General features: G+C 71.9%; 13 protein-coding genes and 1 pseudogene. 4 read left to right on the forward strand and 10 right to left on the reverse strand.

Annotated elements, in window-relative coordinates:
* Window positions 1-15: 15 nt before the first annotated feature.
* From ACWD5D_RS02465 to ACWD5D_RS02480, 4 genes and pseudogenes are all read right to left on the reverse strand, one after another.
* On the reverse strand, window positions 16-1332 hold the full coding sequence (locus tag ACWD5D_RS02465; protein WP_451371028.1) for a hypothetical protein: 1317 nt from the start codon (window positions 1330-1332) through the stop codon (window positions 16-18).
* An 81-nt stretch (window positions 1333-1413) separates the two neighbouring features.
* Window positions 1414-1696 (reverse strand): annotated as a pseudogene (locus ACWD5D_RS02470) (hypothetical protein); the annotation flags it as partial.
* 59 nt (window positions 1697-1755) lie between these two features.
* Window positions 1756-2559: a polysaccharide deacetylase family protein gene (locus ACWD5D_RS02475; protein WP_451370901.1), complete on the reverse strand. Its 804-nt coding sequence runs from the start codon at window positions 2557-2559 to the stop codon at window positions 1756-1758.
* Window positions 2556-3944 carry an MGDG synthase family glycosyltransferase gene (locus ACWD5D_RS02480; RefSeq protein ID WP_451370902.1) on the reverse strand — a complete coding sequence of 463 codons (1389 nt, stop codon included), beginning with the start codon at window positions 3942-3944 and terminating at the stop codon, window positions 2556-2558. Before ACWD5D_RS02480 ends, ACWD5D_RS02475 begins: the two co-directional genes overlap by 4 nt.
* 143 nt (window positions 3945-4087) lie before the next feature.
* Here ACWD5D_RS02480 and ACWD5D_RS02485 point away from each other — a divergent pair, with 143 nt between their 5' ends.
* The gene (locus ACWD5D_RS02485) at window positions 4088-4513 is read left to right on the forward strand and encodes a BlaI/MecI/CopY family transcriptional regulator (RefSeq protein WP_451370903.1); all 426 of its coding nucleotides are present in this window, start codon (window positions 4088-4090) and stop codon (window positions 4511-4513) included.
* Window positions 4514-4517: 4 nt separating this feature from the next.
* Window positions 4518-5525: a M56 family metallopeptidase gene (locus ACWD5D_RS02490; protein ID WP_451370904.1), complete on the forward strand. Its 1008-nt coding sequence runs from the start codon at window positions 4518-4520 to the stop codon at window positions 5523-5525.
* A gap of 122 nt (window positions 5526-5647) precedes the next feature.
* On the opposite strand, the gene ACWD5D_RS02495 is transcribed toward ACWD5D_RS02490, so the two are convergent.
* The 5 genes from ACWD5D_RS02495 to ACWD5D_RS02515 are packed head-to-tail and all read right to left on the reverse strand — an operon-like array spanning window position 5648 to window position 11072.
* Window positions 5648-6376: a response regulator transcription factor gene (locus ACWD5D_RS02495; protein WP_451370905.1), complete on the reverse strand. Its 729-nt coding sequence runs from the start codon at window positions 6374-6376 to the stop codon at window positions 5648-5650.
* A 38-nt stretch (window positions 6377-6414) separates the two neighbouring features.
* Window positions 6415-9066 carry an FtsX-like permease family protein gene (locus tag ACWD5D_RS02500; RefSeq protein WP_451370906.1) on the reverse strand — a complete coding sequence of 884 codons (2652 nt, stop codon included), beginning with the start codon at window positions 9064-9066 and terminating at the stop codon, window positions 6415-6417.
* The gene (locus tag ACWD5D_RS02505; protein ID WP_451370907.1) at window positions 9063-9725 is read right to left on the reverse strand and encodes an ABC transporter ATP-binding protein; all 663 of its coding nucleotides are present in this window, start codon (window positions 9723-9725) and stop codon (window positions 9063-9065) included. Before ACWD5D_RS02505 ends, ACWD5D_RS02500 begins: the two co-directional genes overlap by 4 nt.
* On the reverse strand, window positions 9712-10425 hold the full coding sequence (locus ACWD5D_RS02510) for an ABC transporter ATP-binding protein (protein WP_451370908.1): 714 nt from the start codon (window positions 10423-10425) through the stop codon (window positions 9712-9714). Before ACWD5D_RS02510 ends, ACWD5D_RS02505 begins: the two co-directional genes overlap by 14 nt.
* A gap of 5 nt (window positions 10426-10430) precedes the next feature.
* Window positions 10431-11072 carry a hypothetical protein gene (locus ACWD5D_RS02515; protein WP_451370909.1) on the reverse strand — a complete coding sequence of 214 codons (642 nt, stop codon included), beginning with the start codon at window positions 11070-11072 and terminating at the stop codon, window positions 10431-10433.
* A 155-nt stretch (window positions 11073-11227) separates the two neighbouring features.
* Between ACWD5D_RS02515 and ACWD5D_RS02520 the strand changes: the two genes are divergently transcribed.
* A complete protein-coding gene (locus tag ACWD5D_RS02520; RefSeq protein WP_451370910.1) occupies window positions 11228-12544 on the forward strand; it encodes a HAMP domain-containing sensor histidine kinase in 1317 nt (438 codons plus the stop codon).
* 23 nt (window positions 12545-12567) lie between these two features.
* On the opposite strand, the gene ACWD5D_RS02525 is transcribed toward ACWD5D_RS02520, so the two are convergent.
* Complete coding sequence (locus ACWD5D_RS02525) at window positions 12568-13317, reverse strand: hypothetical protein (protein ID WP_451371022.1); 750 nt, start codon at window positions 13315-13317, stop codon at window positions 12568-12570.
* A 40-nt stretch (window positions 13318-13357) separates the two neighbouring features.
* Here ACWD5D_RS02525 and ACWD5D_RS02530 point away from each other — a divergent pair, with 40 nt between their 5' ends.
* On the forward strand, window positions 13358-14191 hold the full coding sequence (locus tag ACWD5D_RS02530) for a COG4705 family protein (RefSeq protein ID WP_451370911.1): 834 nt from the start codon (window positions 13358-13360) through the stop codon (window positions 14189-14191).
* The last annotated feature ends 15 nt before the right edge of the window (window positions 14192-14206 follow it).

Genomic DNA, 14206 nt, shown 5'->3' on the forward strand with positions numbered 1-14206 from the left:
CCGGCATGGTCTCTCTCACCATGACCAGCCGTGGCCGCCGCTGTTGTGGGACAGGGCCAGGACGGCGGTGGCCACGGTGAGGTACTGAGTCGGGCGTCTCTGGCTGAACAGGGCCGCCAAGGCCCAGGCGAGAGCCGTGTACCACGGCATCGACCACGGTGCCGCGAGGACCCAGGCGAGTGCCAGCGCGAACGGCAGGGCGATGACAGAGGGGGCGTCCGCAGCGGCGCGGCGGCGAAGCGCCCACGCCAGCGCGAGCATCACCACCGGCCACAGCACACTGACGAACGCCGTCGTTGCGCGAGGGCCCAGAACGGCGTCACCGAACTGATCGAACACCGCCCACATAGAGGGGATCGAGACCATTTGGGAGGCCGCGGAGAGCGGTGCGAGTGCGTGCGTGCCGTACGCCCCGTACAACGCGGCCAGGGTCAGCGCGGCCGCGCATGCCTGCCGGGCGACCGGTCGCCAGGCGCCTGAACGCAGCAGCGGCCAGGCCAGTCCGACGCCCAGCAGGCCGGCGCTGACCTTCACGCCGCAGGCGAGGCCGACCAGTACTCCCACGATCAGTTCGTGGTGCCATCGAGTCGACCTGCGGGCGAGGTGGATCGCGCAGACGGCAAGGCCCGCGACGAGGGTGTCCAGGTGCCCGCCCGCGACCAGCACGCCGATCAGCAGAGGGTTGACACTCCACAGCAATCCCGCCCGGACCGGATCGTCGGCAGTACGCAGCAACAGGTACCCAGTACCCACGAAGACGGCGGCGTTCGCGAGCATCAGCGCCCATACCGTCAGCCACGGCCGCTCCTGGCCGACGAACGCCGCAGCGCCCTGCCACCACGTCGCCACCGGCCCGTACACGGAAGGTGTGTTCCGCCACGCCTCGCTCACCAGCTGGGCGTACGCGCCGCCCAGCCGGGCGGGAGTCGTCACGTACGGGTCACCGCCGAGCGCGGCGATACGGCCGTAGGCGGCGTAGCTGGCCATGTCGGAAGAGCCGACCGGGGTGAGGTTGGCAATGGCCAGCGCGGTGAGCGCGCCGAGCCGGAACAGGAGCCGGGCATCGGGTCTCCAGCCCCGCTCATGGGCCTTGAGCATGCCCAGCACGCCCCAGCACGACAACACGATCGCGGCGATCGTGACCGTCTGGGAGACGGTGTCGGACATGGCAGGCAGCAGGAGCCAGGTGATCGGTACCTTGAGCGTGTTGTGGTTGGGCGCGCTCGCGCCGACCAGAGCGAACAGTGCGACACCGGCTCCGGCCGTCCACACCGCCGGGCGTGGTGCCGTCCGGTCGACGACCATCGGCTTGCGCGAGGGAGTTCTCCGCATCGAGCCCGTGAGAAGCGAAGCCCACTGATTATTGTTGGTCGTCAAGGTCATTCTCCGGGGTGTTGCTTCAGCTCGCGATGTGGACACGACGACGATCGAAGCGACCAGTGGCAGCAAATAGCGGTCGACGTTCGGGATCGAGGAACCCAGCCCGTATCCGCCGAGCGTGAGGCCGAGGCTCCACACCAGCCCGCCGACGACCTGTGAACAGCAGCGAGTCCCCGGGCAGGAAGAAGCCGATGAGCAGCCCTGTATCGGCGAACATCACCAAGCCGACGCCCAGCACGCCGAAGGCGTACAGGAGCGACTTGGCGTCGAGCACGTTCACGGCGAGCTGCGACGCGAGGTGCAGTGGTGGGGGCAAGCGGCCGAAGCCCTTCTCTGGGAGCGATGTGACGGCGGTGGGCGGACAGGCGTGAACGACTACACCGGAGTCGACGGTCTACGTGAAGGTAGACGATCGTTCGCCGCGGTGCGCTCCCCACGGGTCGTGGCCGACAGCTGCCATCCGTGCTCGCGCAGCGGGCCGACCTCGTAACCCCGCTCCGCGCTGGTGTCGAGGATGCGGGGGAGCGCGCCCAGGGCCGAACGCCAGGCGCCGGGGGCCGAGGTGCGGTCCGAGTCGTGCAGCAGGATCGTGCCACCGCCGTCGAGGTCCGCGGTCACCGTCCGGTGGACCGACTCGGGTGTGGCCCGCGCCGTCCAGTCCTCGCCCCAGCAGGTCCACAGCACGGGGGTGAGCCCGAGGCGCCGGGTCGCCACGTGAGCGGCGGTGGACATGACGCCGTAAGGCGGCCGGAAGAGCGTAGGACGGGTGCCGGTGATGTCGGCAACCGTGTCGCGGGCGCGGGCGAAGTCGTCATACGTCGCGCGCGGGCCGCGCAGCAGTAGCGGCCGGTGCCGCCAGCCGTGGACGCCGATCTCGTGGCCGGCCGCGGCGATCTCGCGCACCACGCCGGGGGAGCGGTGGGCTTCGCTGCCCAGCAGGAAGAAGGTGGCGCACACCCCGCGCCGGTCGAGGAGGCGCAGGAAGAACGGGGTGGACAGCGGGTCGGGTCCGTCGTCGAAGGTGAGGGCGACGTGGCCCGCGTGGCCGTGGCCGGACAGACGCGGCATGGTGCGGTTGCGCAGCGGCCCGAAGGTGGAGACCACGGGTGCGGCATGGGCGGCGATCAGTGCGGGCAGGGCCACAGCGGCGGCCGAGCGGAGTGTCCGGGCGGCGTTCACGAGTGGTCCTGTGCTGTGTGAGGGGCGTGGTGTTGCGTGAGACTGCCGAGACGGAGGTCGTGGTCGATGGTGTGCAGGAGGTTCGAGGTGTCGTACGTTGTCGCCATCCCCGTGCCGACGGCGCAGGCCCAGACGGTGAACGCCACCGCGGCGGTGGCTGCGAGACGGCGCGGAGCACGACGGTGGGGCGGCGAGGGATTCTGGCTCCGGCCCCGTAGTCCTGATCGGTGAACGCGCGCTATCTCGGCCGCCGGGCCGGAGTCCTGGGTCTGGGCGAAGAGGGCGAGGCCCGTTGCCCGCTGCCGGGCTCCGAGCTGACCGTCGATCAGGTCGCACAGCACTGCCTTGAGGTCGGCCGGGTCCTGGATCCAGACGGCCGCGCCAGCCTCGTCCAGGGCGGCCGCGTTGGTCAGCCCGTGTCCCGGTATGCAGCGGTAGCTGGCGACGGGCAGGCCCGAGGCGAACGCCTCCAGGGAGGTGAGGCCGCCGGCGTTCTGGACGAGGACGTCCGCGGCGCGCATCAGGCCGGGCATGTCGTCGACCCAGCCGAAGGCGTACTCGATCCCGTCCGCACGCAATTGCTCGGCCAGGGCCTCGTTCCGGCCGCAGACCACGACCGGGACGGCGGCCCCGCAGTCACGCAGCTCGAGGGCCACCTTGCGGACCGGGCCGACACCCCAGGACCCCGCGACCAGAAGGGCGAGCGGCACGTGCACGGGCAACCCGAACGACGCCCGGGCACGGGCCCGCTGCTCGGCGTCGCAAGGGCGGAAGCGCGGGTCGGTGACCGGTCCGCACACCCGTACGTCCCTGGCGCCGGCGGTTCGAGCCTGGCCGGCGGGTACCGCGTGGGCGGCGAGGTGGACGTCCACACCGTGTGCCACCCACAGCGGATGCACCGAAAAGTCGGTCAGGTAGGTGACGACGGGGATGGTCAGGCGCCCCTTCAGACGTAGATTGCCCAGCACCCGGCTGGCTCCCGGGTAGGTGGAGACGACCGCCCCGACGTCCGGGCGCAGCGCGCGCAGCACGTGGTCCTCGGAGCTGCGCAGCAGGGCCCGTGCCACCGGGCCGCTGCCGCCCGCGCGCTGGGTGCCGGTGTAGATCCGCTGGTAGGCCCAGGGGGCCATGACGAGCATGCGGTGGTAGCCGTCCCGGACGGCCCGGCCGAGTCCGGCGGGCAACAGATCCATCAGGTCGTAGCGGTCGACGGCGAAGCCGTCCGCGGTGAGGCGGCGCTCCAGCTCGGTGGCGGCACCGTCGTGACCGGCTCCGACGCTCGCCGAGACGACCGCGACCCCGCCCGCGCCGCGCGACGTGGCCCGCTGCTGCGGAATGGCGCCCGCAAAGGCGGGTCCGGTCATCGTGCTTGCGGCGTGGGGCATGGGCTGTTCCTCCGCACATGAAGGGAGCGACGGAGCTCTACGACTTGTAGTAGTCCGTGAGTTGAAGCCTGGAGCATACCTTCTACAACTCGTAGTTGGTGGCCGGGTAAGCTGTGCGGACTCATGGCGAAGGAAGGTGGACGGTGACGGACCGAAGGGACGAGGAGGCCACGGAAGCGGCGGGCAAGCGGGCCCGCGGTGAACTGGAGAGCGATGTGCTCGCCGTGCTCTGGGCTGCCGATGCCCCGTCGACCGCACGTCAGGTACAGGAGCGACTGCCCGGCAACCTGGCCTATACGACTGTCCTGACGATCCTGTCCCGGCTGTACGGCAAGGGCGTGCTCGTCCGGCATCGCGAGGGCCGCGGCTACGCCTACGAGCCGGCTCGCGACGAGGCGTCCCACACCGCCCACCGCATGCACTCGCTGTTGGAAGGCGGTTCCGACCGTGAGGCGGTGCTGGCCCGCTTCGTCTCCGAACTGTCGGCGCGGGACGAACAAATGCTGCAGCAGTTGTTGTCCGGGGACGGCCTGCGTGCCGAGGGTGAACGCTCCCGCGGAAAGCGGTGAGCCGATGCTGATCAGCGTCTACGTCCCGTTCGTCGTCACGGCTCTGCTCGCCGTGTTCGGGCCCGGGCTGGCGCGCAGGCTGCCCCCGCGTCCCGCCGCCTGGGCTCTGGCCTGCGCCGCGCTCGTGACGGCGATCGGCTGGGCGGGGGCACTCGCCCTGCTGGCTTTCACCGGAGTGGCCCAGGTACCGCAAATCGCCGCCGAGGGCCGTTGGTCCGTTGCCGCGCTGCGCGCCGAGGACCCGGTGTACCGCGTCGTCGCGGCCAGCAGCGCCCTGGTGCTGGCCGTCGGACTCGTCTCGCTGGTCGTTGCCGCCATACGGCAGGTCCGCCACCTCGTACTGGCGCGGCGGGAGTGCGCCGACCTGCCAGGGGAGACCGAGTTGGTCGTGGTGGACGATGACACCCCGTTGGCCTTCGCGCTGCCCGGTGCACCGGGACGGGTCGTGGTTTCGCGGGGAATGCTGCGCTGCCTCGGCGACGACGAGCGCGAGGCCCTCCTTATGCATGAGCGGGCACATCTGCGGGGCCGGCACCACCTGTTCCAGAGCGTCTGGCGGCTGACGGCGGCTTTGAACCCGTTGCTGCGGCCGCTGGTCGTCGCCGGCGGTTACGTCCTGGAACGCTGGGCGGACGAGGAGGCCGCCGAGCGTGTTGGAGACCGAAGGGTCGTCGCTCATGCCGTCGGACGTGCCGCCTTGGCGTCGGCCGGCGCGTCGCGTCCCCCGGCTCTGGCTGTGACTGGTGGGGCTGTGCCGCAGCGGGTGCGGGCCCTGCTGGCTCCGCCTCCCGCACGCCGGAGCCTGCCCTTCGTGGTGGGGGGCCTGCTGCTGACCGTTTGTTGTACCAGCCTGGCCAACGCCGCATCCGACAGTGATCACATGGTCGACAGCGCACAGTGGGCGCGGTGCTCGACGCGCTTCGGTACCGTCAGTGCGGTGCCGCCGGGAGAGCATCGGCATCGGCCGGGCTTCTGCTGTGTCGGTCACGAGCGTCAGGGCCGCGGGGAGTAAAGCCCGTCACCGGTGCGGCGCCCGCGCTCATTCGGTCATCGACGTGGTGTCCTCGCGGTCGCCCGGGAGGAACAGGGTGAGGGTGCGGCTCGGAACCGCGGGAGGCCGGTGAACGAAGTGGGTCACGGATCCAGGCGGTAGCCGTGTCCTCTGAGCGTGGTGATGCGAGGCAAGCGGCTGGGGGCGGGGTGTGCCTCGGCGGCGTCGGTGAGGCGACGGCGCAGGGCGGCCATGGTGACGTCGAGGGTCTTGGTGGAGCCGAACCAGTTCTCGTCCCAGATCTCGGCCATGAGGGTCTCGCGGGAGACGGCCTCGCCCACGTGTCGGGCGAGGAGGGCGAGCAGTTCGAACTCCTTCAGGCGCAGGGGGAGTTCCGTGTCGTGCAGGTGGCAGCGGCGTGCTGCGGAGTCGATGACGAGGTCGCCGAGGCGGATGGGCTGGTCGGCGACCGTGGTGACGGACTGGCGGCGCAGGTGGGCGCGGAGGCGGGCCAGCAGGACCGTGAGGCTGAAGGGTTTGACGAGGTAGTCGTCGGCGCCGGCGTCCAGTCCGGCGATGATGTCGATGTCGTCGGTGCGGGCGGTGAGGATGACGATCAGCAGGTCCCGGAAGCGGCCGCGCAGGGTGCGGGCGACGTCCAGGCCGTCCATGTCGGGCAGGCCGAGGTCCAGGAGCAGGGCGTCGTAGGGGGCGTGGCTTGCTTCGGTAAGGGCGGCGGTACCGGTGCGGCTCCAGGTGGTGGTGTAGCCGTTGCCTTGCAGGCCGGTCTGGAGGTGGTGGCCGATGACGTCGTCGTCCTCGACGACGAGGACCCGGAAGCGGCCGTTGTCGGGTGCGGCGGGCGTGCCCATGGCCGACAGGGTAGACACGTCGGTCGTCGCGTGCTGACTCACAGGTCGCGCAGTTCCTCGATGGCGGGGCGCCGGGCCCGGCGGATCCCGTTGAGGGCCGCCGCCAGCACGGCGATCAGAGCGGCCAGCGCGGTCAGGGCGAGGTAGGCGCCGGGCACGGCCAGGGTGGCGGGGGGTGGGTCGAACACGCCGGTGAGGACCTTGACCAGCATCTCCGACAGAGCCCAGCCGATGAGGATGCCTCCGGCCAGCCCGGTGACGGCCAGGAGCAGGGCTTCGGTGAGGACCATGCCGCGCAGTTGGCCGGTGCGGGCGCCGAGGACGGTGGCGATGGCGAAGGTGCGGCGGCGTTCGGCGAGCCCGAGGGCGAGGACGAGTCCGCCTGCGCCGGCGGCCAGCAGGACGGCGAAGACCAGCTCGATGCGGGTGAGGCCGGCCAGATCGACCGAGGTCAGGCTGGTACCGACGGTGCCACGGGTCTGGGTGAGGTCGGTGACGGTGGCGGCGGTGCCGAGCTTGGCCCGCAGTTGTGCGGCGGTCTGCTGCTGGTGGGTGCCGCCGGTGTCGAGGAGGAAGGCGCCCACCGCGTCGCTGCCGGTGGTCTTGGCGATGTAGGAGGCGTTGGCGACGAAGAAGCTGTCCTTGGGGGCGGTGGGGAACTCCTTGACGATGCCGGCGTAGTGGAAGGGAACGGTGCGCAGGATCTTGGTGCGGGCGTCCTGGATGCGCAGGTTGACGGTGTCACCGGGGGAGAGCTGGAAGTCGTTGACGGTCTCGGCGCTGACCAGCAGATTGTCGGGGCGCTCGGCGAGGCGCCGCATGAGCTGCTGGGCGGTGCCGCCCGCGAAGTAGGCGTCCTGGAGGGAGGTTGCCTGCGCGATGGTGTCGGGGCGGACGCCGTAGAGGTCCTGGAGGTCCGAGCCGACGTAGGCGAAGCGGTGCTGGAGCGGTTCGACGTGCTGGACGCCGGAGATCTTCAGCGTGTCCGCCCCGCTCGGCGGGACATGGGCGCCGGGTGGTTCGGTGACGGTGACGTCGGCGCCGTTGGTCAGCCGGGCGTCGACCTCGGCCTGCTGCTTGTAGGTGGCGTTGAAGACGGCTGTGGAGAGAGCGAAGGACACGGCGAGGGCGAGCAGCACCACCGAGCGGGCGAGCGGGCGGCGGCGCCGGGAGAGGGTGGCGGCGGTGGTGCCGGCGAGGTTCGCGGTAAGTGGTCGGGCCAGCCGGGCGAGGGCGGGGCGGCCGTGGGTGAGGGCCACCAGCGTGAGACGCCACAGGAGCAGAGCGGCGCCGAGCCACAGCAGTGCGGGGCCGAGGAACGCCCAGTACGACACGGAGATGCTGGGCACGCCCTCGGGGGCGAGGACCAGGGCGTACTGGTTGCCGGAGGAGGCGCGGAAGACCAGCCAGGAGCCGGTCAGCAGGGCGAAGTCCAGGCCGTAGCGCGCCCACCAGGGGGCGCGGGTGCCGGAGGTGCCGGATTCCTTGCGGGTCTCGGCGACGGTCACCGTGCGCAGGTCGCGCAGCGTGGGGACGAGGACGGCGCCGGTGGCCACGGCGGCGCCGAGGACGAAGGCGATGCCGTACCAGACTCCCCAGGTGCCGGCGCCGGTCCCGAAGGACGCGCTGCCGAAGGCGAGGCGCCCGGTCAGCGCGGCCACCCCCAGTCCCGCCAGGCCGCCGAGCAGGCCGATCAGCGCCGCTTCCAGACCGGCGAGGCGGATGATCTGGCCGGGGCGCAGGCCGCGCAGGCGCAGCAGTCCCTGTTCCTGTCGGCGTCGCTCGCTCCCGGCGGAGGCGACGGCGACGGTCAGTGCGGCGGCCAGGACCGCGCCGGGGACGCCGAGGAAGAGGAAGAGGATCTGGGCGTACAGGGCGTCCTGGCGGGCGGAGTCGAGGGCGGCGCCGACGTTGTCGCCGACGAGTGTGGTGCCGGCCGCGCGCGCCTCCAGGTTGTGGGCGGCCCGGGTGACGGCGGTGTAGGCGGCGGCCGGGTCGGAGGGCAGGCGCGTGGTGTCGCGGGCGACGTGGATCTGGGTGGTCGTACCGGTGGAGCCGTGCGTGAGGGCGGCGAACTGGGCGGCGGGCAGGAGGACGACGTTGTCCGGGGGCGCGGTCGGTTGTGACTGGCTGGGGGCGCCGACCGTCTGGAAGAGGGAGTCGGCCTGCGGCAGGTCGACCACGCCGTCCACCTTCACTCGGTGATTTCCGGCGCCCGGCAGCCGGACGGTGACGGTGTCGCCGGGGGCGGCATGCAGGTTCGAGGCGGTCTGCTGGGCCAGCAGGACACCGGTGGAGGCGCCGGACAGGGTGCGGATCGCGTCGGGGAACAGGGTGCGGTAGCCGTCGGGCAGGCCGAGCGCCACACCGGGACCGGTGGTCTGGGTGCTGCCCTGCACACGAGCCGTGAAGCCGGCGGTACGGGCGTACCCGACCGGGAGGGCGGACCGGGTGGCGGGCGTGTTCCGCACCAGGGACAGCACGGTGTTCGGGTCGGCTCCGGGCTGGACCTGGACCTGCCAGTCGACGGAGACGGAGCGCAGGGCGCGCTGGGTCATGGTCGCTTTCGAAGCGGTGAGGAAGGAACCGAGCGCGGCGACGAGCGCGACCGCGAGTGCGATCCCGGTCAGGGCGGCCAGCAGCCGCCCGGTGCGATGGCGGGCCAGACCGCGGGCCCAGACGGTGATCACGGAACCTCCTCGGGTGCGAGCAGCCGGCCGTCGCGCATGGTGCGCTGGACCGTCAGGCGTGCGGCGACGGCGGGGTCGTGGGTGGTGACGACAAGGGCCGCGCCTGTGTGGTCTGCGGCCGTGAGCAGGGCGTCCAGCACGCGCGTGCCGGTGGCATGATCGAGACGGCCGGTCGGCTCGTCGGCGAGGATCAGGCGCGGCGCCTGGGCCAGGACCCGGGCGGCGGCCACGCGCTGGGCCTGGCCGCCGGAGATCTCCTCGGGCAGCCGGTCTGCGAGGTCGGCCGCGTCCACCAGGGCGAGCGCGGCGAGGGCGGCTTCGCGGGCCTCGGGTTCGGGCCGGTCGGCGAGGATCAAGGGCAGGGCGGCGTTCTCGGCCACGCTCAGGGCGGGGATCAGGCTGTCGCCCTGGAAGATCAGCCCGATCCCGTAGGAGTCCAGGGACTCGGCCCGGGTGACGGTGCCGCTGGTGGGCTGTTCCAGCCCCGCCAGCAGGTGCAGCAGCGAACTCTTCCCCGACCCGGACGGGCCGACGACGGCCACCCGGTCGCCGGCCCCGATCTCCAGATCGGCTCCGTGCACGGCCACGACCGCCTGTGGGCCCTGGCCGAACGTGAGCGCCGCGTCCCGGCAGACGACGAGCGGGTCATCCGGTGACATCGGGGGCCTCCTGCCGCTCCAGCTCCGTTGAAGCGGCGACGGTTCTTCCGTCCTCCAGGCCGATGACCCGGTCGGCAACGCGAACAGCGGCCGCGCTGTGGGTGACGATCAGCACGGCGCAGCCCCGGGCGGCCCGGTCGCGCAGCAGTGCGAGGACGACCGCTTCCGTCTCGCCGTCCAGCTCGCCGGTCGGCTCGTCGGCCAGCAGGATGTCGGGGGAGTTGGCGAGTGCGACGGCCAGGCCGGCGCGTGCCAGTTCACCACCGGACAGCTGCTGGGGCAGGGCATGGCCTCGCCCAGCGAGATCCAGCTGGCCGAGCAACTCCTGCGCGGAGACCGCGGGCTTGCCCGCCCCGGCACGCTGAACCAGCCGGATGTTGTCGCGAATGGTCAGGTGCGGCAGCAGATTGCGGGTCTGCAGCAGCACCCCGATGCGGCGGGCACGCAGCCGCGCCCGTTCGGTTTCCGGCCGGTGGCTGATCCGTACGCCGCCCACGCGCACCTCACCGCCAGAGGGCTCGTCGAGCCCGGCCAGACAGGTCAGTAGGGTCGACTTGCCCGACCCGGACGGCCCGACCACCGCGACCGTCTCGCCGCCCCGCACCCGCAGGGACACCCCGCGCAGGGCGAGCGTCTCCTCCTCGCCGGCCCGGTAGAAGCGGTACAGCTCACGGGCGGTGAGGACCGTTTCATTCGTCACGGGGGTCACCGCCAGGCGAAGGAGTCGCTGATGATTCGCCAGGGGTCGACGTTGTCGGCGTTGACCGGCCCGGACAACGTCAGCTCCACCTCATGGCCGGACCGGTAGAAGGCGTACCGCTCGAACGCGTCCCGCACGACCTTGCCGGTGACCTGGTCCTTCGCTGAGTCCCCCTGGTAGGTCAGCAGGACGACGCGGCCGGAGTGCCGGGTCACCTCGGACACCTTGGGCGCGGCGAACCTCGGGACTTGTCCCCGCAGCTGCGGGACGACGGTGTTCGTCACATCGCCGACCGTGGGCGCGGTGCGTACGGAAGCCGTCTGGATCCGTACGGTGTTCAGCTTGTCCGTGAAGGCCGTCGTGCCGTCGCGCTGGGTCCGGGCCCACCCCTCGGGGACCTTCACGGTGAAACCGGTTGCGTGGAAGGGGACGTACACCTGGTTGTCGGGGATGTCACCGGGCGGGTTGGACTCGGTGGGTGCCGGATTGTTCTGCGTGCCGCCGGCCGACGAGGACGTCGAGCCCGATGCCGAGCCCGACGGGGGAGGGCTCTTGGAAGCCGACGAGCCAGGTCCCGAACAGCCCGCCGTCACCGCGGCGACAAGCGCCAGGCCCACAAATGCGGACGTCCGTACGTGCGCTGCCATGCCCACTGCCCTCCAATATGGAGCTCTCGGACCGGACGGTCGTACCGTCGACGCTAGGGGCGGGCCGGTTAAGGCCCTGCTCGCCGACGGTTAGACGACGGCAAAACGTGTGGCGCGCGTGGTCCCGGCTGCCGACCGGGCCGCATGATGAGGGCATGAGACAGCGCGTGGTGCGAGTCGCCGTCGTCGCCGCCCTGGTCGCCGTCGTCCTTCTCGCCGTCCCTCTGGCCCTGGCCATCCGCTCGGCCCTGTACGCCGACCAGCGCGACACCCTGGAGCGGGCCGCTCTGGCCGCGGCCGTCCGCGTGAGCCCGGACTACGTGACCGGCGACCCCGTGGAACTGCCCGCATCCCCGGCCGGCGGGCACCTCGGCCTGTACGACCCCCAGGCGCGGCTGCGCGCGGGCAGCGGACCCGCGACCGCCGACTCCCCCGTTCACCACGCTTTCGGTGGTGCGGCCGTGCGGACCCGGTCGGGCGGTGACCTGGTCGTGGCCGTGCCCGTCTCGCACGCCGAGCAGGTGATCGGTGTCGTACGGGCGTCCTCCCCGGTCGCCGCCGTACGCGACCGGGTCTTGCTGACCTGGGCGGCCCTGCTGGGCGTGGCCGTGGTCGCGCTGACCGTCGCCGTCCTCGTCGCCCGCGGTCAGGCACGGGCCCTGACCGCGCCCTTGGAGGACCTCTCCCGGCACTGCCGGGCCGTCACCGAAGGACACCTCAACGCCCGGGCGGCCCCCAGCAGCATCGCCGAGATCGACCAGGTCGCCCGCACCCACAACGAGATGCTGCACAGTCTGTCCGAACTCCTGCGACACGAGCGGGACTTCGCGGCCAACGCCTCCCATCAGCTGCGTACGCCCCTGGCCGGTCTTCAGCTCACGCTGGAGACCGGTCTGGAGCAGGACGACGACGCCCGGCTGCGCCCCGTTCTCACCGAGGCCCTCGCCACCACCCGCCGGCTGCACGACACGGTGGAGGAGGTGCTCCGCCTGTCCACATCCCGGGCGGCGCTCCGGCCCAGGGCGGCCGAGCGCCCCGTAGGCCATGTGCTGCGTGCCACGGAGGAACGCTGGCACGGCCCGTTCGCTCAGGTCGGTCGGCGCTTCGAATGCCACGCATGGGACGTGCCGGACGGCGTCCCTGTGCCCGGCGGTCCGGTCACGGAGATCCTCGACATCCTGCTGGACAACGCCCGTGTCCACGGCCGCGGCACGGTCCGTCTGGTCGTACGTGACCTCGACGACGCCCTCGCCTTCGACGTCACGGACGAGGGCGAGGTACACGGCCCGGCGCCTCGGTTGTTCGACCGAGGCCACAGTGGTGGCGGGCGGGGAACGGGCATCGGCCTCGCCCTCGCCCATGATCTGGCGATCGCCCTCGGTGGCCGGCTCTCCCTGACCGGCAGCGCTCCGAGTACCTTCACCCTGCTCGTCCCGGTTCCCTCCGAGGGAACGTCGCACGGAGCGGGGTGAGCAGCGGCAGCCCGCGATTCCGGTCAGCCCGGGGACGGCGCGTGCGCCGGGCGTCGTGCCCGGGATCGTACGACACGGTTCGCGGCCGTCTTCTGGAGCAGGTCGTAGGCGAGGCCGGGGAGCAGCAGGTGCGGTTTGTCGGGGAGGGCCGCGCTGATCAGGACAGCGCTGGCGTTGCTGTTGTTCATGCCGCAGGCGAGGGTGAGGGAGGAGGCGGCCGGCGGGTCGAGCCGCAGCAGCCGTCCCGCGCACCGGCCCGGCAGGAACGACAGCAGGCGGACCGACGTCGCCACGGTCACCGCGGCGATGAGTGGCAGCGGGCGCGGCTGGGCGATGAACGAGCCGAGCGCGCCGGCGTCGACGTACGTCACGACGAGCGAACCGACCAGCGCCACGGGTACGACGACGCGCAGCACCCGGCCGAGCAGCGACGAAGGCAGGGCGAGCCGGATCACGATGCCCGCGGTGCAGGGCAGGACCACACCGACGAGGGTGAGGCCGTCGCCCGCGGTCTGGAGGCGCGCGGTGAGTGAGTCGGCGTAGCCGCCGCTGAGCAGCGGGACCAGGAGCTGGATCACCAGGGGCGTGGTCAGCGGGCTGAGGAGGGTGGAGGCGAGCACCAGGCCGGCCATCGTGGGCTGGTCGCCGTCGCCCTTGCCGGTCCACACCGTGGCGCCTGCCGCCACGGGCATCGTCACGATGAGGATCATCGCGGTGACCAGCCCGCAGCCTCCGTCGGTGTCGGGCGTCCCGTGCAGGAAGCGCGCCAGCAGTCAGGATGCGTTCAGGTGCCCGGTGGCACGGTCGGACAACGTGACCTATGAAGCGTCTGAGAGACTGGTTCCGCAGGCTGGTCGGCCCCCGGGTTCTCGGGACCGGCTGCGTCGGAACAAGGTGCCCGAGGCCACAGTCCACTTCTGGATCATCAAGGTGCTGTGCACGACGGTCGGCGAGACCGCGGCGGACCTGCTGAACGAGAAGGCGGGACTCGGGCTCACCGGTGTGTCGGCCCTGATGAGTGCCCTGCTGGCCGTCGCCCTGGTGGTCCAGTTCCGCTCCAACGCCCACCGGCCGGGCGTGTACTGGTCGGCGGTGGCACTGATCAGCGTCGTCGCCACGCTGATCAGCGACAACCTCACCGACAACGTGGGCGTGCCACTGGAGACGAGCACCACGGTCTTCGCGATCGTCCTCGTGGTCGTGTTCGCCGTCTGGTACCGGCGCGAGCGGACCCTGTCCATCCACCACATCGACACCACCAGCCGCGAATCCTTCTACTGGTCGGCGGTCCTGTTCACCTTCGCCCTCGGCACCGCGGCCGGTGACCTGGTGTCCGAGCGCATCGCCCTCGGCTACTGGCTGTCCGCCGTCCTCTTCGCGGCGGCCATCGCCGTGGTGGCCATCGCGCACTTCGAGCTGGACCTGGACGCGGCGTGGAGTTTCTGGATCGCCTACATCCTGACCCGCCCGCTGGGTGCGTCGATCGGCGACTACCTCTCTCAGCCCACCGGTGACGGCGGCCTCGGCCTGGGCACCGTCGTGACCAGCTCTCTGTTCCTGGCGGTCATCCTCGCACTGGTCGTCCACCTCTCCGTCACCCGCAGGGACGTCGCCGAACCGGAGAACGCGCCGGGTCACGCGGCCTGAGCGATGAGCCGGTCC

This window comes from Streptomyces sp. NPDC002520 (assembly GCF_053595235.1).